Source organism: Candidatus Sodalis endolongispinus (assembly GCF_018777395.1).
GTDB classification, from domain to species: Bacteria; Pseudomonadota; Gammaproteobacteria; order Enterobacterales; family Enterobacteriaceae; genus Sodalis_B; species Sodalis_B endolongispinus.
On record NZ_JAFJYC010000001.1, the window covers coordinates 2,274,236 to 2,295,442 of the forward strand.

Annotated in this window: 16 protein-coding genes and 2 pseudogenes; 8 read left to right on the top strand and 10 right to left on the bottom strand. The window is 56.1% G+C overall.

All coding sequences use genetic code 11. The features are described from left to right. Window positions 1–33: 33 nt before the first annotated feature. Both yajL and panE read right to left on the bottom strand, forming a co-directional pair. Window positions 34–624, bottom strand: coding sequence for a protein deglycase YajL (yajL, locus tag JZM24_RS10985; protein WP_215669657.1), 591 nt, complete (start codon window positions 622–624; stop codon window positions 34–36). Next, the gene (gene panE, locus JZM24_RS10990; protein WP_215669658.1) at window positions 587–1,498 is read right to left on the bottom strand and encodes a 2-dehydropantoate 2-reductase; all 912 of its coding nucleotides are present in this window, start codon (window positions 1,496–1,498) and stop codon (window positions 587–589) included. The genes yajL and panE overlap by 38 nt, the downstream gene beginning before the upstream one ends. Window positions 1,499–1,688: 190 nt before the next feature. On the opposite strand from panE, the gene JZM24_RS10995 reads away from it, so the two are divergent. Then, a complete protein-coding gene (locus tag JZM24_RS10995) occupies window positions 1,689–2,180 on the top strand; it encodes a YajQ family cyclic di-GMP-binding protein (protein WP_215669659.1) in 492 nt (163 codons plus the stop codon). 243 nt (window positions 2,181–2,423) lie between these two features. Here the strand turns inward: JZM24_RS10995 and JZM24_RS11000 are convergent, their stop codons facing one another. From JZM24_RS11000 to JZM24_RS11035, 8 genes and pseudogenes are all read right to left on the bottom strand, one after another. Further along, complete coding sequence (locus JZM24_RS11000) at window positions 2,424–3,785, bottom strand: MFS transporter (RefSeq protein ID WP_215669660.1); 1,362 nt, start codon at window positions 3,783–3,785, stop codon at window positions 2,424–2,426. Between the two features lie 212 nt (window positions 3,786–3,997). Further along, the gene (gene cyoE / locus JZM24_RS11005) at window positions 3,998–4,888 is read right to left on the bottom strand and encodes a heme o synthase (RefSeq protein WP_215669661.1); all 891 of its coding nucleotides are present in this window, start codon (window positions 4,886–4,888) and stop codon (window positions 3,998–4,000) included. A 15-nt stretch (window positions 4,889–4,903) separates the two neighbouring features. Further along, a complete protein-coding gene (locus tag JZM24_RS11010) occupies window positions 4,904–5,236 on the bottom strand; it encodes a cytochrome o ubiquinol oxidase subunit IV (RefSeq protein ID WP_215669662.1) in 333 nt (110 codons plus the stop codon). Further along, window positions 5,236–5,838, bottom strand: a pseudogene (locus JZM24_RS11015) (cytochrome o ubiquinol oxidase subunit III). Before JZM24_RS11015 ends, JZM24_RS11010 begins: the two are co-directional and overlap by 1 nt. Continuing rightward, window positions 5,828–7,826 (bottom strand): annotated as a pseudogene (cyoB, locus tag JZM24_RS11020) (cytochrome o ubiquinol oxidase subunit I). Before cyoB ends, JZM24_RS11015 begins: the two co-directional pseudogenes overlap by 11 nt. A gap of 5 nt (window positions 7,827–7,831) precedes the next feature. Then, window positions 7,832–8,767, bottom strand: a complete 936-nt coding sequence (gene cyoA, locus JZM24_RS11025) for a cytochrome o ubiquinol oxidase subunit II (protein WP_215669663.1) — start codon at window positions 8,765–8,767, stop codon at window positions 7,832–7,834. Between the two features lie 460 nt (window positions 8,768–9,227). After that, window positions 9,228–10,694, bottom strand: a complete 1,467-nt coding sequence (gene ampG, locus JZM24_RS11030) for a muropeptide MFS transporter AmpG (RefSeq protein ID WP_215670123.1) — start codon at window positions 10,692–10,694, stop codon at window positions 9,228–9,230. A 63-nt stretch (window positions 10,695–10,757) separates the two neighbouring features. Further along, window positions 10,758–11,336, bottom strand: a complete 579-nt coding sequence (locus tag JZM24_RS11035) for a lipoprotein (protein ID WP_215669664.1) — start codon at window positions 11,334–11,336, stop codon at window positions 10,758–10,760. Window positions 11,337–11,640: 304 nt separating this feature from the next. On the opposite strand from JZM24_RS11035, the gene bolA reads away from it, so the two are divergent. From bolA to ppiD, 7 genes are all read left to right on the top strand, one after another. Beyond that, entirely contained in the window at window positions 11,641–11,958 is a 318-nt protein-coding gene (bolA, locus tag JZM24_RS11040) for a transcriptional regulator BolA (RefSeq protein ID WP_125933142.1), read from the top strand. A gap of 318 nt (window positions 11,959–12,276) precedes the next feature. Continuing rightward, entirely contained in the window at window positions 12,277–13,581 is a 1,305-nt protein-coding gene (gene tig, locus JZM24_RS11045; RefSeq protein ID WP_215669665.1) for a trigger factor, read from the top strand. Window positions 13,582–13,971: 390 nt separating this feature from the next. Beyond that, complete coding sequence (gene clpP, locus JZM24_RS11050; protein ID WP_215669666.1) at window positions 13,972–14,595, top strand: ATP-dependent Clp endopeptidase proteolytic subunit ClpP; 624 nt, start codon at window positions 13,972–13,974, stop codon at window positions 14,593–14,595. A 148-nt stretch (window positions 14,596–14,743) separates the two neighbouring features. Continuing rightward, window positions 14,744–16,018, top strand: a complete 1,275-nt coding sequence (gene clpX / locus JZM24_RS11055; RefSeq protein WP_215669667.1) for an ATP-dependent protease ATP-binding subunit ClpX — start codon at window positions 14,744–14,746, stop codon at window positions 16,016–16,018. 199 nt (window positions 16,019–16,217) lie between these two features. Further along, window positions 16,218–18,578, top strand: coding sequence for an endopeptidase La (gene lon, locus JZM24_RS11060; RefSeq protein ID WP_215669668.1), 2,361 nt, complete (start codon window positions 16,218–16,220; stop codon window positions 18,576–18,578). Window positions 18,579–18,606: 28 nt separating this feature from the next. Next, entirely contained in the window at window positions 18,607–19,062 is a 456-nt protein-coding gene (gene hupB, locus JZM24_RS19185; protein WP_281418191.1) for a nucleoid-associated protein HU-beta, read from the top strand. Window positions 19,063–19,293: 231 nt separating this feature from the next. After that, complete coding sequence (ppiD, locus tag JZM24_RS11070) at window positions 19,294–21,174, top strand: peptidylprolyl isomerase (protein WP_215669669.1); 1,881 nt, start codon at window positions 19,294–19,296, stop codon at window positions 21,172–21,174. Window positions 21,175–21,207: the final 33 nt, after the last annotated feature.

The following is a 21,207-nucleotide window of genomic DNA, read 5'->3' on the forward strand; positions in this document are numbered from 1 at the left end:
CTGCGTCCGCCGGTCCGCTTGCCTGAGGCGCCGCTAATCTTGAAAAGTATCTATGCCCTGGGGCAGCACTAATTGCGCCGCCACCTCGGCCGCGCGCGGCCGGCCGCACAGTAACGCAATAATATTCAAGGCGAAGTCCATGGCTGTCCCCGGGCTCTGACTGGTGAGGAGTCTGTGACGCGCATCATACACCACCCGCTTGTTCAGCCAGCGATCGGCGGGAATACGGTCTTTTAGCGCCGGAAATCCGGTCATCTTTGCCTGGCTGAAAAGCTGATGGTGTTGTAATACCAAGGCCGGCGCAGCGCAGATAGCCGCCACCAACTTGCCGTTGAGATGCATTCGACGCACGCACTCTACCAGCAACGGACTGCGCTGGAAGCACTCGGCGCCCTGCACACCGCCGGGCAACACAATAGCGTCAAACGGCTCCTCCGCCAGCGCCGCCAGCGGTGCGTCGGCCAGCAGCCGTACGCCGCGCGAACCGACGATAGTTAGTCCGCCATCGTCGTTGACGCTGGCCGCGCGTACCTGAATACCGCCGCGTACCAATACATCAATGGTGGTGACGGCTTCGGTTTCTTCGCTACCATCGGCCAGACAGAGAAGAATCGATTTGTCCATAGCTTTCCTCTTGGCGTTTCACCAAATCAAACAGCCGCTGATTCTCCGGCACGTTTAACCCGTGCGCCCGGGCGCGTCGCAGCACATGGCCGGTAATATAATCAATCTCCGAATGCCGCTGGGCGCGCATATCCTGCAGCATAGAGGAGACATTATCTGCGGTGCTGCGGATCACCTGGCCGACATAGAACAGCAGGCTTTCATAATGGGTATGATAACCCTCGCGATCCATCACCATCGCCACTTCGCGGCAAATGGCTTCGATTTCGGCCGGATAGCGTTCCAGCTCGCCATTTCGACAATCGTAGACGGCGGTGAGGGGGTTTATGACACAGTTAGCGGCAAGTTTGACCCAACTGGAGGCGGCGATGTTGTTATGCCAGGCGACTTCTGGCATCGCATGGTGCAACACTTCCGCCATCGCGCTGGCTTGCTGCGCCTGACTATTGCCGGGACCGATGCGCGTCGTGCCGGCAAAGACATGGTGGATTTTGCCCTCTTCACGGTGGGCGGCATGGGTGGTGGTTCCCATAATTAGCGGCTGGATCAACACAGGCAATTCCTCACGCGTGCCGAGGCCGTTATGCAGCGACAGGATGACGCAGTCGGCGCGCAGTTGCGGCAACAGCGCCCGTACCGCCCCGGACACCAGCCAGGCTTTTAGCGTCACCAGCAACAGGTCGCTTGCGGCCAGGTGCTCGGCGTTATTGGCGGGCAATTGCAATCGGCTTTCCTGCCCTTGTGGGCCGATGACATCCACGGTGCAGACCGATTGTGGCACTCGCAGCCACCCATGAATGTGATGTCCCTGACGGCTCAGCGCCGCCAGCCACAGCTGCCCCAGTGCGCCACAACCCAGAACGGTAATTTTCATTTTCCTTACCTTGTAGCGAGATGATAGGGCTCCGGCCCGCGCATCACCTTGGAGTCATAAGTATATACTTTTCTGCTGTACGGTAGGATGCCATGCACGCCAGCGCGTAACGTGCAGCGGGTATCCGTCTTTTATCTCTTTGCCCTAGCGGGTATGATATGGGCAAATTTTGCCTTGCCGTAGCCACAGTATGCCCTCATTTGATATCGTGTCAGAAATTGATATGCAAGAAGTTCGTAATGCGGTGGAGAATGCCAATCGCGAATTGACCACCCGCTGGGACTTTCGCAACGTCCCGGCCAGCTTTGAGTTAAATGAAAAAAATCAGTCGATCAAGGCCGCCAGCGAATCAGATTTTCAGGTCAAACAGTTGATTGAAATCCTGCGCGAAAAATTATCCAAACGCGGCATTGAGGGCGGCGCTCTGGAATTACCGGATGAACTGGAGCACAGCGGGAAAACCTACAGCGTCGACGCCAAGCTCAAGCAGGGGATCGAGACCGGCCTGGCGAAGAAAATCGTTAAACTGATTAAAGACAGCAAGCTGAAGGTGCAGGCGCAGATCAAAGGTGAGCATGTTCGCGTCACCGGTAAGGCCCGCGACGATCTGCAACAGGTGATTGCGCTGGTAAAAGGCGCGGAACTGGGGCAGCCTTTCCAATTCACCAACTTCCGCGATTAACCCCGTTACGGCCGCGCCGTGCTCTAGCCGGCGCCGTCAGGACGCTCGGCCCGTGACCCCTTCAACGCCACGTGTTTTCACGCGCCGGCGCGATAAACAGATAGCAGTCTGCTTATCCCGCCATGACGTCGTCAGGGTATGCCGTGCGTTTTCACGCGCCGGCGCCTGGCGATGGCCGCCGTCGTGGCGATGATGGTCGGGTGAATGACGAGAGCGGGATTGGTCGGGGTGGCCGCGGTGCCCTCAGGCCGCCACCGTTTTCTCCAATGCCGCGCGATTGGTCTGTTTGGTATCCACCTTGACATAGGCGCTGCGCTCCTCGGGCACCACCACCACCTCGGTGACGCCCGGCTGTGCCTGGAGACGCTGAACCAATTGACTATCGGCCGCCATGCGGTCGGGCAGGGCAATGCGCAAACTGCTTACGTAGGGCGGCTCGCGCAGCGTCACGCTCACCAGCCACCACGCCAGCGCTATCGCTGCTCCCGCCAGAAACACCAGCCAGGCGCCCTGGAGTTGAAACAGAAAACCGCCGAGCGTGCCGCCGAACGCCACGCCAAGAAACTGGCTGGTGGAGTAAACACCCATCGCGGTGCCTTTATAGCCGGCCGGCGACTCTTTGCTAATCAGAGACGGCAGCAGGGCTTCCATGACGTTGAACGCCAAAAAGAACAGTTGAATGCCGGCGAACATGACCCAGAGATGGCCGCCCGCCGCGAACAATACCAGCTCGGCAAACAGCAGCAGCGTCACGCAGCCCAAGAACACGCGCTTCATGCGGCGTTTGACTTCAGCGTAAATGATGGCCGGCACCACCGCAGCGAATGAAACCAGCATGGTGACCAGATACACTTTCCACTGGTCACCGGGCACAAAGCCGGCACGGGACATCATGGGCGGCAGGGCGACGAAACTCGACATCAACATGACATGCAGGCAAAAAATCCCCACGTTGAGTTTCAGCAACTGCGGATTGGCCAGGACTTTGCCAAAACTACCGCGCACGATGCCAGATTCTCGATTAAGCGTATGGGCGCCGGCGGTGGGCACCACTAACAGGGTGAGCGCGACCCCGGCCCGCGACAGCGCGGTGATGCCACAAAACAGGCCGCTAAGACCGATAGCATGGGTCATGATGGGGCCGATCACCATGGCGATGGCAAAGGTCACGCCAAAACTGACGCCGATAAACGCCATCGCTTTGGTGCGGTTCTGCTCGCGGGTCAGATCCGACAGCAGTGCCATCACTGCGGCGGCAATGGCGCCCGATCCCTGCAGCGCGCGGCCGAGGATAACGCCCCATATGCTGTCGGTCAGCGCGGCGATGGCGCTGCCGAGGGCAAAGATCAGCAAACCGCCGACGATAAGCGGCTTGCGGCCGACGCGGTCGGATACTAGTCCGAAGGGGATTTGAAATACCGCCTGCGCCAGCCAGTAGATGCCGATGGCGAGGCCGATGAGGGCTTCGCTGGCGCCCTGCAACGCCATGCCATAGGTGGTCAGCACCGGCAATACCATGAACATGCCCAGCATGCGCAAAGAAAATACCGTACCCAGACCCCAGGTGGCGCGCAGCTCCATGCCGGTCATTTTAGTGTCGTTCATCACTACCTCGAAAAATCTTACCGGGTTATTGTAATGCCATAACGCATGACGGGGAATCGAATGATATTTAACAGATGTTAACGCCACCGCATGCCCGGCAGGTGAGCCGGCACGGTACCGGACAAGTGTCTATTGCCCTGGCGGCTAATGGAGTGGAAACGGGAGGAAGAGGGCAGGGCCTGCGCCCTGCCGCAACGGGCAACCGCGGGAGGTTAACCGAGGTAGGTGAGCAGGCTGGTGGCGGAGGGCACCATGAAATCTACCGACATCATTACGCTCAATGAGGTGATGGCCACAATCGAGAAAATGAACAGCTTGCGCGCCCACACTTTATCATCATTGGCCGATTTATAGCCCTGCAGCGCCATGCCCAGCCACCAGACACTCACCGAGGCGGCGACAATCAGGTATTTGTATCCGGCATAACCGCTCAGCGTCAGCATCAGCGTGGCCACCATGAAGCCGATGATATACAGGGTGATGTGGTGTTTCGTCACCGATATACCGCGTTTGACCGGCAAGACCGGAATCGACGCTGCCTGATAGTCCTTGAAGCGGAAAATGGCAATGGCATAGGAATGCGGCATTTGCCACAGACTGAAAATCAGCAGCAAAATTAGCGCGCCGGTGTCGAACCGATCGCTGACGGCGCAGTAACCAATGACCGGCGGTGCGGCGCCGGTCAAACTGCCGATAAGTGTACCGTAGACGGATTTGCGCTTCATATACAGGCTGTATACGCCGACGTAGACGACAAAGCCCATCACCGCCAGCCACATGGCCAGCGGATTGGCCGCCAGATACAACAGCGCAAAACCGGCAATACCCAGCACCGTAGCGTAAACCAGACTGACTTTCGGAGAAATTAATCCTTTCACCAGGACCCTGTTTTTGGTCCTTTCCATTTTCCGGTCGATATCGCGATCGATATAGTTGTTAAACACACAACCCGAGGCGACCACCAGCGACACACCGACCAGCGTGGCGAGAAACAGGGCATAATCAATCTGGCCCTTTGCGGCCAGCAAGAAGCCACCGATGACAGAAATTAGATTACCGAAAATAATTCCTGGTTTTGTTACTTGCAGGTATTGCTTAATCATTACCGTTGCGCTCTGTTAGTGGCCCATCAAGTTGTGATTGAGGTACCACATAATCCACAAGGATCCGACCACCAGGATGGCGATGATCATCACCGCAAACACAAAGGCTATCAGATTCCACTGCTGCTCGGAGGACGTACTAAGGTGCAGGAAGTACACCAGATGAACCACAATCTGTACGACTGCGCAAATCACCAGCACCGAAATCAGCGTGCTTTCGCTGGCGGAGCCCTGCATCACCATGCCGAACGGGATTACCGTCAGGATGATGGAGAGAATAAAACCAATCAAATAAGACTTATGGCTGCCGTGGATGGCGCCAGTATGCCCTGCGGATGCATGACTCATTAAAGTGCTCCCATCAAATACACCATGGTAAAGACGCAAATCCACACCACGTCCAGGAAGTGCCAGAACAGGCTCAGGCACTGCAGGCGGGTTTGGTTGACCGGGGTCAGACCGCGACGGGAGACCTGAACCATCATCACCAGAATCCAGATAAGGCCGGAGGTGACGTGCAAACCATGGGTACCCACCAGCGTGAAGAAGCCGGACAGGAAGGCGCTGCGATCCGGCCCATAGCCTTCGGCAATCAAATGATGGAATTCGTAAAGTTCCATGCAGATAAAGCCGAGGCCAAACAGGAAAGTCAGGCCCAGTCAGACGTTGACCCGGCTCTTGTCACCGCGGTACATGGCCATGATCGCCGTGCCGTAGGTGATACTACTGAACAGCAAGAAGAAGGTTTCGACCAGCACAAACGGCAGCTCGAAAATGTCCTTGCCCGTCGGTCCGCCCGCCACGCTATTGCTCAGCACGGCATAGGTGGCGAACAGAATACAGTCGCTCATCAGGTAGATCCAGAAACCGAATACTTTGGTGGCTCCCGCATCGTGGTGCCCATGCTCGGCATGGGCGGCTTCATGATTGGATAGGATCTTAGTTGACATTCTTCTCGCCCGCTTCACTGATTTGGTCAAAATGCCGGTTCTCGATACGTTCGACTTCCTCTACCGGCACATAATAATCCACGTCTTCATTGAAGCTGTGGGCTATCCAGGTCACGATCATGCCGGCAAACCAGATGATCGCCAGCCACCAGATATGCCAGATCAGCGCAAAACCGAACACCAGGCTAAAGGCGGCAATCACTACGCCGGCACCGGTGTTTTTCGGCATATGAATCGGTTCATACGCCAGCGGTTTCTGATAGGCGGACCCTTGTTCCTTCATTTCCCAGAACACATCACGCTGATTGTTCACTTCCGGCACGATGGCAAAGTTATAGAACGGCGGGGGAGAGGAGGTCGCCCACTCTAGGGTGCGGCCTCCCCACGGGTCGCCGGTGAGGTCGCGGTTCTGTTCCCGATCGCGCACGCTGACTACAATCTGGATGACCTGGCAAAGGAAGGATACCCAGCGCGATAAGCGCGGCGCCGGCGGCGGCCACCATCAGCAGCGGATGGAACACGGGGTCGATCTGCTGGCTCAGACGGCGGGTCATCCCCATGAAGCCCAGCGCGTACAGCGGCATAAAGGCGACATAGAAGCCGATAATCCAGAACCAGAAGGCGCGCTTGCCCCAGGTTTCGTTCAGGGTATAGCCGAACGCTTTCGGGAACCAGTAGGTCATACCGGCGAAGCAGCCGAACACCACGCCGCCGATAATGACGTTATGGAAGTGGGCAATCAGAAACAGGCTATTGTGCAGCACAAAGTCGGCGCCGGGCACCGCCAGCAGCACGCCGGTCATGCCGCCGATTGAGAAGGTGATGACAAAGCCTACGGTCCACAGCATCGCGGAGTTAAGCACCACGCGGCCCTGATAAATGGTAAACAGCCAATTGAAGATTTTCACCCCGGTCGGGATGGCGATGATCATGGTCATAATGCCGAAGAAGGCGTTAACGTTGGCGCCGGACCCCATGGTGAAGAAGTGATGCAGCCAGACGCAGAACGACAGCACGGTAATGGCAATGGTCGCCCACACCAGCGAGGTATAGCCGAACAAGCGTTTTTTCGAGAAGGTGGCGACCACCTCCGAAAATACGCCGAACACCGGCAGCACCAGGATGTACACCTCGGGATGGCCCCAGGCCCAGAACAGGTTGACATACATCATCATATTGCCACCCATATCATTGGTGAAGAAATGGGTGCCCAGATAGCGATCCAGGGTCAGCAGCACGATGGTTACGGTCAAAATAGGGAATGCGGCGATAATCAGCACGTTGGTGCACAGCGCGGCACAGGTGAAGACCGGCATTTTCATCATCGGCATGCCGGGCGCGCGGATCCGCAAAATGGTGGCGAAGAAGTTTACGCCGGTCAGGGTGGTCCCGATACCGGCTATCTGTATACTCCAGATCCAGTAATCGACCCCGACGCCGGGACTGTACTCCTTGCCCGCCAGCGGCGGATAGGCCACCCAGCCGGTTTGGGCGAATTCACCCACGCCGAGGGAGACGTTTATCAAGATAACGCCCACGACAAAGAACCAGAAACTCAGGGAGTTCAGGAAAGGGAAAGCGACGTCACGGGCGCCGATTTGCAGCGGCACCGCCAGGTTCATCAGGCCGACCACGAACGGCGTCGCCATAAAGATTATCATGATAACGCCGTGGGCGGTGACCACCTGATCATAGTGATGCGGTGGCAGAAAACCCGCTTTGCCCGCCGAGGCTAGCGCCTGCTGTGAACGCATCATGATGGCGTCGGCAAAGCCGCGCAGCAGCATGACAAACGCCACGATCATGTACATGATGCCGATTTTCTTATGGTCTACCGAGGTGAACCACTCATGCCAAAGATATTGCCACTTGCCAAAATAGGTAATGGCGGCCACCAGCCCCAGACCAATCACAATGATGGCGGCGACGGTTATAATAATGATCGGTTCATGGTACGGAACCGAATCAAACGTTAATTTTCCGAACATCGTTATTATTCCTCGGTACCCGCGTGAGAGTGTTCACCCATGTTCATGTCCATCCCTTCGTTCTGGGTGGTGGCAATACTCGTCCCCTTGCCCATGAATTTGCCGATCACATCCTGGTACAGACTGGGTTTAACGCTTGAGAAGTACTCCACCGGATGATATTCGCTCGGCGCCGCCAGCTGCTCGTAAGCCTCCATAGTGCCAAGGGTTTCCGGTGATGCCTTGACCTTCTGAACCCACTGGTCTAAACCAGCCTCATCCGGCGTGGCGACGGCGGTGAATTTCATACCGGAAAACCACCGACCGCTGAAATTCGCTGAAATGCCTTTATAGCTGCCCGGCTCGTTGGCGATAAGATGCAGGGTGGCGTTCATACCGGCCATGGCATAAATCTGGCCGCCCAACTGGGGAATAAAGAAGGAGTTCATCACCGAATTGGAGGTAATCTTAAACTTCACCGGTACGTTGGCAGGGAAAGCGATTTCGTTTACCGTAGCGATGCCCTGCTCGGGGTAAATGAACAGCCATTTCCAATCCATAGCGACAACTTGAATGGTGACAGGTTTGGCCTCCGAGGCAATGGGTTTGCTCGGATCCAGCGCATGGGTCGACTTCCAGGTCAGGGTGGCCAGGAAGATGATGATAAGGATGGGTACCGTCCACACCACCAGTTCCACCTTGCTGGAGTGGGACCAGTTGGGGCTGTACGTCGCCTTGGTATTTGACGCGCGGTATTTGATGGCAAAGACGAATGCCATGACGACAGCGGGTATCACGACAATCAACATCAGCCCGAGGGCGGTCAGTATTAATGAACGTTGCTCAAGTCCAATCTGTCCCTTGGGATTCATTAACACCATGTCGCTGCAGCCGCTAACTAACGCGGCGACGCTAAACAGCGACAACATCCCTAAATACTTATTGTATTTCCTGAGTCTCATCTAACGACCTCAATAAAATGTGCTCTAATGTCGTTTCTTGTGTGGGCATTTTACGGGAAGGTTGCAGTACTGTAAACACGCTTAAGCTTATGTCAGAAACATGTTTCTGCGTTCTGCCAAGCGTGTCACACCTGTTGGGAATGATGACAAAATATGAATATCGACAAAGGCTTAGAGAATTAACCGCCGAAACACCCAGATTCCGTTAACGGAAAGAATAACGGCGTGTAATCTGTATCATCGTGTTAACAAATAAATATCATTATTTGACAAAGAAAATACAAATACGTAAATAGGAACCCTGTAAAATAGTAGAGGCGATAAACTGTCACTCCTGAGACATAAATAAAAAAATGACCTTTAGCCAGAATTGTAATAAGCGAAAACCTGAACGCCGTCGCTAGATTTTATTCCTCGCCGCGTTGCCCCGTCGCATTGATGACGCATCACCGTGAACCGGCTAGCGGGATCGTTTCATGGCGCGATAATCGAGGGTGCATCCCATGAGTATACTCACCGTGAGCAGGAGGGCACCTATTTCCCAACATAAATTCATCATTGTGCCGGTAGTGACCCAGCCTGTGGCTTTGACCAGCACCAGCGCACCGGCCCACAACGCCCCCCCGGCCGCCAGCAGGCGCTGCGACAGCCGATAACCGGCGCTAAAATGGCCGCGGCGCAGGAAATCGCCGGTCTGCTGGGTGACGGTTAAGGTGGTGCGGCACAGCATGAGAAGGCCCAGACCGGGAAACGAGATGGCGACGGAGAAGAGATAAAACCATGACCAGCCGTGCGATTCGACAAACCAGCCCGCAAGGGGGCCGACATAAACCCGGCCGACGGCGGCCAGCGCCGACAACAGCGCGAACTGGGTGGCGGAATAAGATTTGTTGCACAGCGTCATCAGCAGAGCGACGAACGCCGCGGTGCCCATGCCGCCGCACAGGTTCTCGACGAAGACCGCCGCGGCCATCGACCACAGGTGTTTATCGGTCACCGCCAGCGCCCAATAGCCGGCGTTGGAGACCGCCTGCAGCAGCCCGAACAGCAAAAAGGCGCGAAACAGCGACAACCGCTGCATCAGTAGCCCGCCCGCCAGCGTGCCGACCAGGGTTGCCAGCAGCCCCAGGTTTTTGTTGATCATCCCGACCTGACCGGCGTCAAAGCCCACGACGCGGATAAGGAAGGTGGTACTTAGACTGAGGGCGAAGGCATCGCCGAGCTTATAAAGCACAATCAGCATCAAGACAAGCCAGGCGTTATCCCGGCCGAAGAAATCGCGCAGCGGCGCCATTACCGCCTGCTCCAGGCTGGCCGGCTTGGGTATCGCCTGGTCCGGCTCCGGCGCCAGCAGGGTGCTGACCAGGCCCAGCAGCATAAGGGCGGCCATCAGCCAATAGGTGGCCTGCCAGCCGAGCCAGCGGTCCGCCAGCCATAGCGCCAGACCGCCGGACACCAGCATGGCCAGCCGATAGCCCAGCACCGAAACCGCGGCGCCGGTGCCGCGCTCCTGCGCCGGCAGCAGATCGGTCTTGTAGGCGTCGAACACGATATCCTGCGAAACGGAACAAAACGCCACCCATACCGCCATCGCCGCCAACCAGGCTAGATTGCGCACCGGATCCAGGGTGCCCATCGCCAGTAGACCCGCGATGAGCAGTAATTGGCAAATCACCAACCAACCGCGCCGGCGTCCCATCAGCGGTGGGCTGTAGCGATCCATTACCGGCGACCAGAGGAATTTGAAGACGTACGCCTGCCAGACCAGCGAGAAGAAACCGATGGTCTTTAGATCCAGCCCGGCCACCGTCATCCAAGCCTGCAATGTCCCCGAGGTAAGCGCCAGCGGTAAGACGGAGGCAAAGCCTAGGCACAGCAAAACAAGAGAACGGCGCTGTGTCAGGGTAGCAAGACGAATGGAGGTCATGGTCATAAACGGTTTTCGGGTTAACCTGCCCGGCGCTGCGGGCAGGCGGGTGGACGGGGAAGCTTAACGTGCGTTTTGTTTGATGAAACTGTTGACGCTGCTGTCGTTGGCCATATCGTTAATAACATCCGCCAGCACGCTGTCTACGGCGTTGGTGATCTTGTCATTGGTGGCGCTGAAAGCACCTTGCACATTGTACACCGACTGGTAGCTCTTCACTTGCTTGTTGCCGTTTTTCGCCTGGGCGATGATAGAGATATCCGCGCGGGTGGTGATGTTATAGCGCACATTGCCTTCGGTAACGTCGGCGTAAAGTTTATTGACCACGATCTGCAAATCCACGGCGCCGTTCGGACCAATCATGTAACCGCGGGCGGTCATCTGCTTCTCCAGCACTTCCTGCAGCAGGAAACGCAGATCGCGCGACGGCGTCAAGTTCACCAGCTGGCCGTCGCGGTTGACCTTGGCCAACGCCTGATCCGGCCGCTGGTCGGCGCCGTTAACGCTGACGGTGACGCCCATCAGCGACGGATCCTGCTGCGGTAGCTGGATTTTCGGGGAAATGTCCAGCGTATTGGTGCTGGCGGCGCAGCCGGAGAGCAGCAGGATAGCCACAAACGGCATCAGGTATTTTTTTAGCATATAAGCTTTCTCATTCATCAGGATAGGGAAGGTGAAAATGGCCTCATCATAGCATCGCCAACGGGAGGAGAAAGCCCCAAATCGCGCTAATTTACGTTACCGAACGTTTTGTCGCGCCGCGCGCGCCGAACGCCGTCGGGCCCTGAGCAGCCATAAGCGCGCAACGGCCCCACGCGGCCCGAGCGCGAGACGACAAAGCGCGACAAGCGCGAAATTTGTCGCCTAAAGGCTGGGCGTTAAATAATAATCAGCTAAAATTTTAACTGACGGAGCAAAGCGCTCTGCCTGGCGTTGAGGAGAAGAGATGATGATTCGCGAGCAAATAGAAACAAAAATCAGGGCAGAGTTTACTCCGCTGTATTTGGACGTCGTGGATGAAAGCTACCGCCATAATGTCCCGGCGGGCTCTGAGAGTCATTTCAAGGTGGTATTGGTCAGCGATCGGTTCAACGGCGAACGTATCCTTAGCCGCCACCGCGCGATTTACGGCGTTCTGGCGGATGAACTGGCGGGGCCGGTTCATGCCTTGGCGCTGCATACCTACACCGTTAAAGAGTGGGAAGGGCTGCAGGACACAGTGCCGGACTCACCCCCTTGCCGGGGTGCCGGCCTGACGGCCTGAGCCGTACTGGCCAAGGGCAAACGCGCCGTAAGGGCGGGGAAATAGCCCGCCGGCCGTTTTTATTGACCACGTTCCCGCCCCCACAGCGCGCAATTTGCGCGCTGTCCTCGACTCATAAACCCTATCCCGCTATAATGCCGCGTCTTATATTTCCGGAAGGTATTCGGGATGCTTCTGACGACAACGGGCTACAGGTTTTGAACCCTCAGACCACCCGGATCCTAAGAGGCCATTTTCACGTTAGTGGACCTGGATGACCGCTTCTTTGAAAACGGTTTCTGGCGTTGACTGAGCACTGTGATTTTTTGAGGTAACGAGATGCAAGTTTCTGTTGAGACCACTGAAGGCCTGGGGCGCCGCGTAAACATTACCGTTGCCGCCGACACGATTGAGCAAGCGGTGAAAAGCGAATTGGTGAACGTCGCCAAAAAAGTCCGCATTGACGGTTTTCGCAAAGGGAAAGTTCCCATGAATATCGTTGCGCCGCGCTATGGCGCCTCCGTCCGTCAGGACGTGCTGGGCGACCTGATGCAGCGTAACTTTGTCGACGCCATTATCCAGGAAAAAATCAATCCGGTGGGCGCGCCGAATTATGTCCCGGGCGAATACAAGACCGGTGAAGATTTTAGCTTTGCGGTGGAATTTGAAGTGTACCCGGAAGTGGAACTGACAAGTCTGGACACCATCGAAGTCGAAAAACCGCGGGTAGAAGTTAACGACGCCGACGTCGACACCATGCTGGACACGCTGCAAAAGCAGCAGGCCGACTGGAAAGAAACCACTGATGCCGCCGGCGCCGAAGACCGCGTGACCGTCGACTTCACCGGTACCATTGACGGCGAAGCGTTTGACGGCGGCAAAGCCACCGATTTTGTGCTGGCCATGGGCCAGGGCCGCATGATCCCCGGGTTTGAAGAAGGCGTCATCGGTCATAAAGCCGGCGAAAGCTTCGACATCAGCGTCATTTTCCCGGAAGACTACCATGCGGAAAATCTGAAAGGAAAGGCCGCCAACTTCGCCGTTGAGCTGAAGAAAGTCGAGCAGCGCGAACCGCCGACATTGGATGAAGCCTTTATTAAACGTTTCGGCGTTGCTGACGGTTCCCTGGAAGGTTTGCGCGCTGAAGTACGTAAAAATATGGAGCGTGAGCTGGAAAACGCCGTGCGCAACCGCGTGAAAACGCAGGTCATCGACGGTCTGCTTAACGCGAACGACATCCACGTTCCCGCGGCGCTGGTCGACGGTGAAATCGACGTGCTGAAACGTCAGGCGGCACAGCGTTTTGGCGGCAACGAGAAACAGGCGCTGGAATTACCGCGTGAACTGTTTGAAGAGCAGGCGAAACGCCGCGTCAAGGTCGGTCTGCTGTTGGGTGAAGTCATCCGCAAACACGAACTGAAAGCGGATGAAGCCCGCGTCAGCGCGCTGATTGAGGAAATGGCCTCCGCCTATGAAGATCCGAAAGAAGTCGTCGAGTTCTACGGCAAGAATAAAGAGCTGATGGACAACATGCGTAACGTAGCGCTGGAAGAACAGGCGGTCGAAGCGCTGCTCGCCAACGCCCGCGTGACGGAAAAAGAAACCGGCTTCAACGAGTTGATGAACCAGCCGAGCGCGGCCTAACCGTCGTCGTCGGATCGCGCGCGGTCGCAAGGCTAATCCGTCATGCTTAAAGCCTGTCATCCTGCGGTGGCAGGCTTTTTGTTTGTATAGGCTTTTCATACTATTGCCGGTGATAAATAGCGCTATATTTAACGGGTAAGCAGTGTTAAAAAGAGGGTGCGCCGCGGGAATACCCGCTAACGCCCGGTGCTGAAATAGTGCTGCTGCGCCCTTGAAAAGGGGGCCGCGCTCCCCCAACTAGAGAAGGAAGGGAGAGAAAGCCGCGCGGACGGAATGCGGGCTGAAAAACCGTTCAGCGGACCGGCGACTTCTTAGGACATGGCGATGACGCCGCATCTCACGTAAAATCGGAAACCCAGGCGCCGAACGCTTTATTTCTAGGAGACGATAATGTCATACAGTGGCAAACAAGATAACTTTGCACCTCATATGGCCCTGGTGCCGATGGTGGTGGAACAGACTTCACGCGGAGAGCGTTCATACGATATTTTTTCGCGCCTGTTAAAAGAACGGATTATCTTCATGACCGGTCAGGTCGAAGATCACATGGCGAATTTGATCGTGGCGCAGATGATGTTTTTGGAAGCGGAAAATCCGGAAAAAGACATCTACCTGTACATCAACTCGCCAGGCGGGGTGATTACCGCCGGGATGTCGATTTATGACACCATGCAGTTCATTAAACCCGATGTCAGCACGTTCTGCATGGGGCGAGCCGCCTCCATGGGGGCATTTCTGCTGGCGGCCGGTGCCAAGGGCAAACGCTTTTGCCTGCCCAATTCGCGGGTGATGATCCACCAGCCGCTGGGCGGTTTCCAAGGTCAGGCGACCGATATTGAAATTCACGCCCGGGAAATCCTGAAGGTCAAGGCGCGGATGAATGAATTGATGGCAAAACACACGGGTCAGCCTCTTGAAGCAATAGAGCGGGATACCGAACGCGACCGTTTCCTCTCCGCCCCTGAGGCGGTAGATTATGGATTAGTGGATTCCGTATTGAGCCAGCGTACGTAATTGCTTAAAGGCGGAATCCGATAGACTATAGTTAATGTAGTGCGTCGTGCGGAAGCATCAGCGCTTCCGGCGACCGGTTTTGAGCTCAGCCGTCGCGTTGCCGCCCTGATTGGCCTGCGGTACTAAGACGAAAGAAAGAGGTTTACTGATGACAGATAAGCGCAAAGACGGTTCAGGAAAGCTGCTGTATTGCTCTTTCTGCGGTAAAAGCCAGCATGAGGTGCGGAAACTTATCGCCGGGCCGTCGGTGTATATCTGCGATGAATGTGTCGATTTATGCAACGACATTATCCGCGAAGAGATAAAAGAAGTCGGCCCGCATCGTGAACGTAGCGCGCTGCCGGCGCCCCATGAAATCCGGCACCACCTGGAAGATTATGTCATCGGTCAGGAAAAAGCCAAAAAAGTGCTCGCGGTGGCGGTCTATAACCACTACAAGCGCCTGCGCAATGGCGATACCAATAACGGCATCGAACTCGGCAAAAGCAACATCTTGTTGATTGGCCCTACCGGCAGCGGCAAGACTCTGCTGGCGGAAACGCTGGCCCGTTTCCTGGATGTGCCTTTCACCATGGCCGACGCCACTACCCTGACGGAAGCCGGGTACGTGGGTGAGGATGTGGAAAACATCATCCAGAAGCTCCTGCAAAAATGTGATTACGATGTGCAAAAAGCCCAGCGCGGCATCGTCTATATCGATGAGATCGACAAAATCTCCCGCAAATCGGATAACCCCTCCATTACCCGCGACGTCTCCGGTGAAGGGGTACAGCAGGCGCTGTTGAAACTGATAGAAGGGACCGTATCCGCAGTGCCGCCCCAGGGCGGGCGCAAACATCCACAGCAGGAGTTCTTGCAGGTGGACACCTCGAAAATCCTGTTTATCTGTGGCGGCGCCTTCGCCGGCCTGGATAAAGTGATTGAGCAGCGCACCGAAACCAACCGCGGCATTGGCTTTAGCGCCACCGTCAAAGGCAGCTCGGAGAAAGTGACCGAGAGCGAACTGCTGGCCCAGGTGGAACCGGAAGATCTGATCAAATTCGGTCTTATCCCCGAATTTATCGGCCGGTTGCCGGTGGTGGCGACGTTGAATGAACTCAGCGAAGACGCGCTTATTCAAATCCTGCGCGAGCCGAAGAACGCGCTGACCAAGCAGTATCAGGCGTTATTCAATCTCGAAGGCGTCGAGCTGGAATTCCGCGATGAAGCGCTTACCGCGATCGCCAAAAAAGCCATGGCGCGCAAAACCGGCGCCCGCGGCCTGCGCTCTATCGTAGAGGGCGCGCTGCTGGAAACCATGTACGAACTGCCTTCCCAGGATAGCGTGGAAAAAGTGGTGATCGACGAAGCGGTCATCGCCGGCCAGTCGGAGCCGTTACTTATCTACGGCAAGCACGAAGCGCAGCAGGCCTCCGGCGAGTAACGGGGGTGTGGAGCGGCGTGCGCGCCGGGTTACAGCGTCCAGGCGGGGGATTTTATCCCCCGTTTTTTTCATTAGTGGCTGCCGTTGAATGTAAGCGATTCGACCACATATACTCAAATACCTAATTGTTGAAACGGGCAAAAGCCGGGTTTTTGCGCATTCCACAAACCTGGCGGAAGCTAAACTAAGAGAGAGCTCTATGAATGCTGAGCGTTCCGAACGCATAGAAATTCCCGTATTGCCTCTGCGCGATGTGGTGGTCTATCCGCACATGGTCATCCCGCTGTTTGTCGGCCGGGAAAAATCGATTCGGTGTCTTGAAGCAGCCATGGACAGTGATAAAAAAATCATGTTGGTGGCTCAGAAAGAAGCGTCAACCGACGAGCCGGGTATTAATGATCTTTTTTCAGTCGGAACGGTATCGTCCATTTTGCAGATGCTTAAACTGCCGGACGGCACGGTAAAAGTGCTGGTAGAGGGGTTAACCCGCGCCCGTATCAAAGAACTGTCGGACAGCGGCGATCATTTCAGCGCCGAAGCGGACTATTTCGACGCGCCCGAGCTTGATGAGCGCGAGCAGGAAGTGCTGGTGCGGACCGCGATTAATCAGTTTGAAGGCTATATCAAACTGAACAAAAAAATTCCCCCCGAAGTGCTTACCTCGCTAAACAGTATCGATGATGCTGCCCGTCTGGCCGACACTATCGCCGCTCATATGCCCCTGAAGCTGGCCGACAAGCAGTCGGTGCTGGAAATGGCCGATGTGACCGAGCGGCTTGAATACCTGATGGCAATGATGGAGTCGGAAATCGACCTGCTACAGGTAGAGAAACGTATCCGCAATCGCGTCAAAAAGCAGATGGAAAAGAGCCAGCGCGAGTACTATCTGAATGAGCAAATGAAGGCGATTCAGAAAGAACTGGGCGAGATGGATGATGCGCCGGATGAAAACGAAGCGCTGAAGCGCAAGATAGAAGCGGCCAAAATGCCGCAGGAAGCCCGGGAAAAGACCGAGGCGGAACTGCAAAAATTGAAAATGATGTCGCCAATGTCCGCCGAGGCGACCGTGGTGCGCGGTTATATCGACTGGATGCTGTCAGTACCCTGGCACGCGCGCAGCAAAGTGAAAAAAGACCTGGTAAAAGCGCAAGAGACTTTGGATAAAGATCATTACGGCCTTGAACGTGTCAAAGACCGCATTTTGGAATACCTGGCGGTACAAAGCCGGGTCAGTAAAATCAAAGGGCCGATCTTGTGCCTGGTGGGACCGCCTGGAGTGGGGAAAACCTCGCTCGGTCAGTCCATCGCCAAGGCGACCGGACGTCAGTATGTGCGTATGGCGCTGGGCGGTGTGCGCGATGAGGCGGAGATCCGCGGACACCGTCGTACTTATATCGGCTCGATGCCGGGTAAGCTGATACAGAAAATGTCCAAGGTCGGCGTGAAAAACCCGCTGTTCCTGCTCGACGAAATCGACAAGATGTCTTCGGATATGCGCGGCGATCCGGCGTCAGCGTTGCTGGAAGTGCTAGATCCCGAACAGAACGTGGCATTCAACGACCATTATTTGGAGGTGGACTATGATCTTTCCGACGTGATGTTTGTCGCCACCTCCAACTCGATGAATATCCCGGCGCCGCTGCTCGATCGTATGGAAGTGATTCGTCTGTCGGGCTACACCGAAGACGAGAAACTCAACATCGCCCGTCAGCATCTGCTGGCCAAACAGCTTGAGCGCAATGCGTTGAAAAAAGGCGAACTGACGGTGGAAGACAGTGCGCTGGTGGGGATTATCCGCTATTACACCCGCGAAGCCGGGGTGCGCAGTCTGGAGCGCGAGATTTCCAAACTGTGCCGCAAAGCGGTGAAGACCCTGCTGATGGACAAGAGCACCAAACATATCACCATCAGCGCCGATAACCTGAAAGACTTCCTCGGCGTTCAGCGCTTCGATTACGGTCGCGCGGAAGGTGAGAACCGTATCGGCCAGGTGACCGGTCTGGCGTGGACAGAAGTCGGCGGCGATTTGCTGACCATTGAAACCGCGTACGTGCCCGGCAAGGGCAAACTGACCTATACCGGTTCGCTGGGCGAGGTGATGCAGGAGTCCATTCAGGCGGCGCTGACCGTGGTGCGCGCGCGGGCGGACAAGCTCGGTATCAATCCCGATTTCTATGAAAAGCGGGATATCCATGTGCATGTGCCGGAAGGCGCCACGCCCAAGGACGGTCCGAGCGCCGGTATTGCCATGTGTACCGCGCTGGTGTCCTGTCTGACCGGCAATCCCGTCAAGGCCAATGTGGCGATGACCGGCGAAATCACCTTGCGCGGTCAGGTTTTGCCCATCGGCGGCCTGAAAGAAAAATTGTTGGCGGCGCATCGTGGCGGTATCAAAACCGTGTTGATCCCCTTTGAGAATAAGCGCGATCTGGAAGATATGCCGGCCAACGTGATAAACGACCTGGATATTCATCCGGTTCAGCGTATCGACGAAGTGCTTAATCTGGCGCTGCAGAATGCGCCTTTCGGCATCGAGGTGGCGCCCGAAACGGTAAAATGAGGGGTTTATGTAAAATAAACCAGTAAAAATGGGCTGGCAGGCCAATTCGGGCTTGCCAGCCTTTTTTTGTACCGTTAAGTTAGTGAGCTGCTGGGTTGGGACAGCGGGCAGGTTCAGTCTGTTCCGACATACTGGGTTTGATATAACAGCTGCGCAGTCGCGTTTAAGGAAAAATCCGCCGCGACATGAGAATTCAAGAGGGGATGAAAAAGTGAATAAGTCACAACTGATCGACAAAATTGCCGCAGGTGCTGATATTTCCAAAGCGGCCGCCGGACGAGCGCTGGATGCTATCATCGGTTCGGTTACCGAGTCGCTGCAGCAGGGATATGACGTTGCGCTGGTCGGGTTTGGCACTTTCACCGTGCGCGAGCGTTCCGCTCGTACCGGACGCAATCCGCAAACCGGTAAAGAAATCACCATCGCCGCCGCCAAGGTACCGGGCTTCCGTGCCGGTAAAGGGCTGAAAGACGCAGTGAATTGATAGCTTTCCTGTTCTCGCCTGTGTCAACTAATACCTGACGCAGTCAGACGGGTAGGGTAGAATACAAGGCGCATCATCAGGATGCGCTTTTCTAGATTGGCTGACAAGGCAGGGTTGGCGTTGTCAGATAACTAGCATTAACGCGCAGCGGCTCCGCGGAGCTGCGGCAGGCGAGCAGTCCGTTTACCTGCGCAGAGGTTTCATTCATTTACAGCGGAGTGTTGTCACACCATGATGGACAATTTACGCGCGGCCGCTAATCACGTCGTGCTCAAAATTATTCTGGGGCTTATTGCCGTTTCATTCGTGCTGACCGGGGTAGGCAACTATCTGATCGGCGGCGACGGCGACTACGCCGCCAAGGTGAACGGTCAGCAGATAAGCCGTGCACAACTGGAGCAGGCAGTACAGAACGAACGTAACCGCCAGCAGGAATCCATGGGTGAACAGTTCTCCCAGTTGGCTGCCAATGAAGGCTACATGCGCCAGATGCGCCAGCAAGTGCTCTCGCAGTTGATTGATGAAACGCTTCTGGATCAGTATGCCGATAAGCTGGGACTGGCTATCGGTGACGATCAAATCAAACAGGCAATCTTCGCCATCCCGGCGTTTCGCACCGAAGATAAATTCGATAATGCCAAATTCCGCTCCCTTATTGGCAACATGGGGCTGTCACCGGATCAATATGCCGCGCTGATGCGCAAACAGTTACTTACCCAGCAGCTGATTCATGGTATCGGCGGCACCGGTTTCCTGCTGCCGGCAGAAACCGACCGGCTGCTGGCGGTGGCGGTACAAACCCGCGAAGCGCGTCTGGCAACGTTGGCTATCGCGGCACTGGCAGAGAAGCAAACCGCAAGTGACGATGAGATCCAGGCCAGCTATGGCGCGCACAAAAATCAGTACCTGTCGCCGGAAGCCTTCAAGGTCAGCTATATCCCGATGGAGGCTGAAGCCATGGAGGCGAAAACCAGCGTCGACGAGCAGGAAATCCAGGCATGGTACGATAAGCATCACGATCAGTTCACCGTCCCCGGACGTAAACGCTACAGCATTATTCAAAGCAAAAGCGAAAACGATGCCAATGACTGGTTGAAACAACTGCAGGAGGGCGCCGATTTCGCCTCCCTAGCGAAAGCCCACTCCACCGACGTCGTCTCAGCGAAAAACGGTGGCGATATTGGCTGGATGAGCGACAGCGACACCCTCGACGAGCTCAAGCAGGCTAATCTGAGCGAGAAAGGACAGCTGTCGGGTGTGCTTAAATCCTCGGTCGGTTTCCTTATCATTCTTTTGGACGACATGCAGCCGGCGCAGGTTAGCCCGCTGAGTGCGGTCCACGACGCGGTGGCGGCGAAAGTGAAGCAGGAAAAAGACATTGATGCCTATTATGCGCTGCAGCAAAAAGTGAGTGATGCGGCCAGTAACGATAACGAGACGCTGGCGTCAGCGGAAACCGCTGCCGGCATCAAGGCACAGCAGACCGACTGGTTCAGTCACGATGATGTGCCTGCGGCGCTGAATTACGACGCGGTGAAACAGGTGCTGTTCCAGGAGTCGCTTTTGGGCAGCAATGGGGCGCCGGGCAGTAACTCGGACGTTATCACCGTGGACGGCAACCGCGCTTTCGTCATCCGTATCGCCGAGCACCGTCCAGAACGCGTGCAGCCTCTTGAGGATGTGCGTGCGCGGGTGGAGCAGGAGGTGAAACGCCAGAAAGCGCTAGAGCAGGCGCGCGTTGATGCTGAAAAGGCGCTGGTCGCCTTGAAGCAGGGCAAAGGCACGGAGGCGCTGCAGGCGGCCGGGCTGAGCTTCAGCGCGCCGCAGCAATTCGACTCTGCCAATCAGGGCGATCCGCTGGCGCAGACCGTCTTTACGCTGCCCCAGCCGCCGCAGGGCAAAAGCAGTTATGGCATGGCCAGCAATGCCCAGGGCGATATCGTGCTGATCGCGCTGGACAGCGTAACGCCACGGCCGCTGGATGAGCAGCAACGCAAACAGTTCGTGGATCAGTTAAATCAGGGGATGACCGGTGTCACCTTCGATGCGCTGCTGACGAATCTGCGCGCGGAGGCGAAAATCAAAACGGGCGCGGCGGCGCAGATGCAATAACGCGGCGTTGGCCGCAATTCTCTCGTTAATCCT

What these genes read in the sequence shown, in the direction of transcription:
- yajL (WP_215669657.1), bottom strand. Translation starts at nt 624, where the DNA reads ATGGACAAATCGATTCTTCTCTGTCTGGCCGATGGTAGCGAAGAAACC.
- panE (WP_215669658.1), bottom strand. Translation starts at nt 1,498, where the DNA reads ATGAAAATTACCGTTCTGGGTTGTGGCGCACTGGGGCAGCTGTGGCTG.
- JZM24_RS10995 (WP_215669659.1), top strand. Translation starts at nt 1,689, where the DNA reads ATGCCCTCATTTGATATCGTGTCAGAAATTGATATGCAAGAAGTTCGT.
- JZM24_RS11000 (WP_215669660.1), bottom strand. Translation starts at nt 3,785, where the DNA reads ATGAACGACACTAAAATGACCGGCATGGAGCTGCGCGCCACCTGGGGT.
- cyoE (WP_215669661.1), bottom strand. Translation starts at nt 4,888, where the DNA reads ATGATTAAGCAATACCTGCAAGTAACAAAACCAGGAATTATTTTCGGT.
- JZM24_RS11010 (WP_215669662.1), bottom strand. Translation starts at nt 5,236, where the DNA reads ATGAGTCATGCATCCGCAGGGCATACTGGCGCCATCCACGGCAGCCAT.
- cyoA (WP_215669663.1), bottom strand. Translation starts at nt 8,767, where the DNA reads ATGAGACTCAGGAAATACAATAAGTATTTAGGGATGTTGTCGCTGTTT.
- ampG (WP_215670123.1), bottom strand. Translation starts at nt 10,694, where the DNA reads ATGACCTCCATTCGTCTTGCTACCCTGACACAGCGCCGTTCTCTTGTT.
- JZM24_RS11035 (WP_215669664.1), bottom strand. Translation starts at nt 11,336, where the DNA reads ATGCTAAAAAAATACCTGATGCCGTTTGTGGCTATCCTGCTGCTCTCC.
- bolA (WP_125933142.1), top strand. Translation starts at nt 11,641, where the DNA reads ATGATGATTCGCGAGCAAATAGAAACAAAAATCAGGGCAGAGTTTACT.
- tig (WP_215669665.1), top strand. Translation starts at nt 12,277, where the DNA reads ATGCAAGTTTCTGTTGAGACCACTGAAGGCCTGGGGCGCCGCGTAAAC.
- clpP (WP_215669666.1), top strand. Translation starts at nt 13,972, where the DNA reads ATGTCATACAGTGGCAAACAAGATAACTTTGCACCTCATATGGCCCTG.
- clpX (WP_215669667.1), top strand. Translation starts at nt 14,744, where the DNA reads ATGACAGATAAGCGCAAAGACGGTTCAGGAAAGCTGCTGTATTGCTCT.
- lon (WP_215669668.1), top strand. Translation starts at nt 16,218, where the DNA reads ATGAATGCTGAGCGTTCCGAACGCATAGAAATTCCCGTATTGCCTCTG.
- hupB (WP_281418191.1), top strand. Translation starts at nt 18,607, where the DNA reads ATGGGCTGGCAGGCCAATTCGGGCTTGCCAGCCTTTTTTTGTACCGTT.
- ppiD (WP_215669669.1), top strand. Translation starts at nt 19,294, where the DNA reads ATGATGGACAATTTACGCGCGGCCGCTAATCACGTCGTGCTCAAAATT.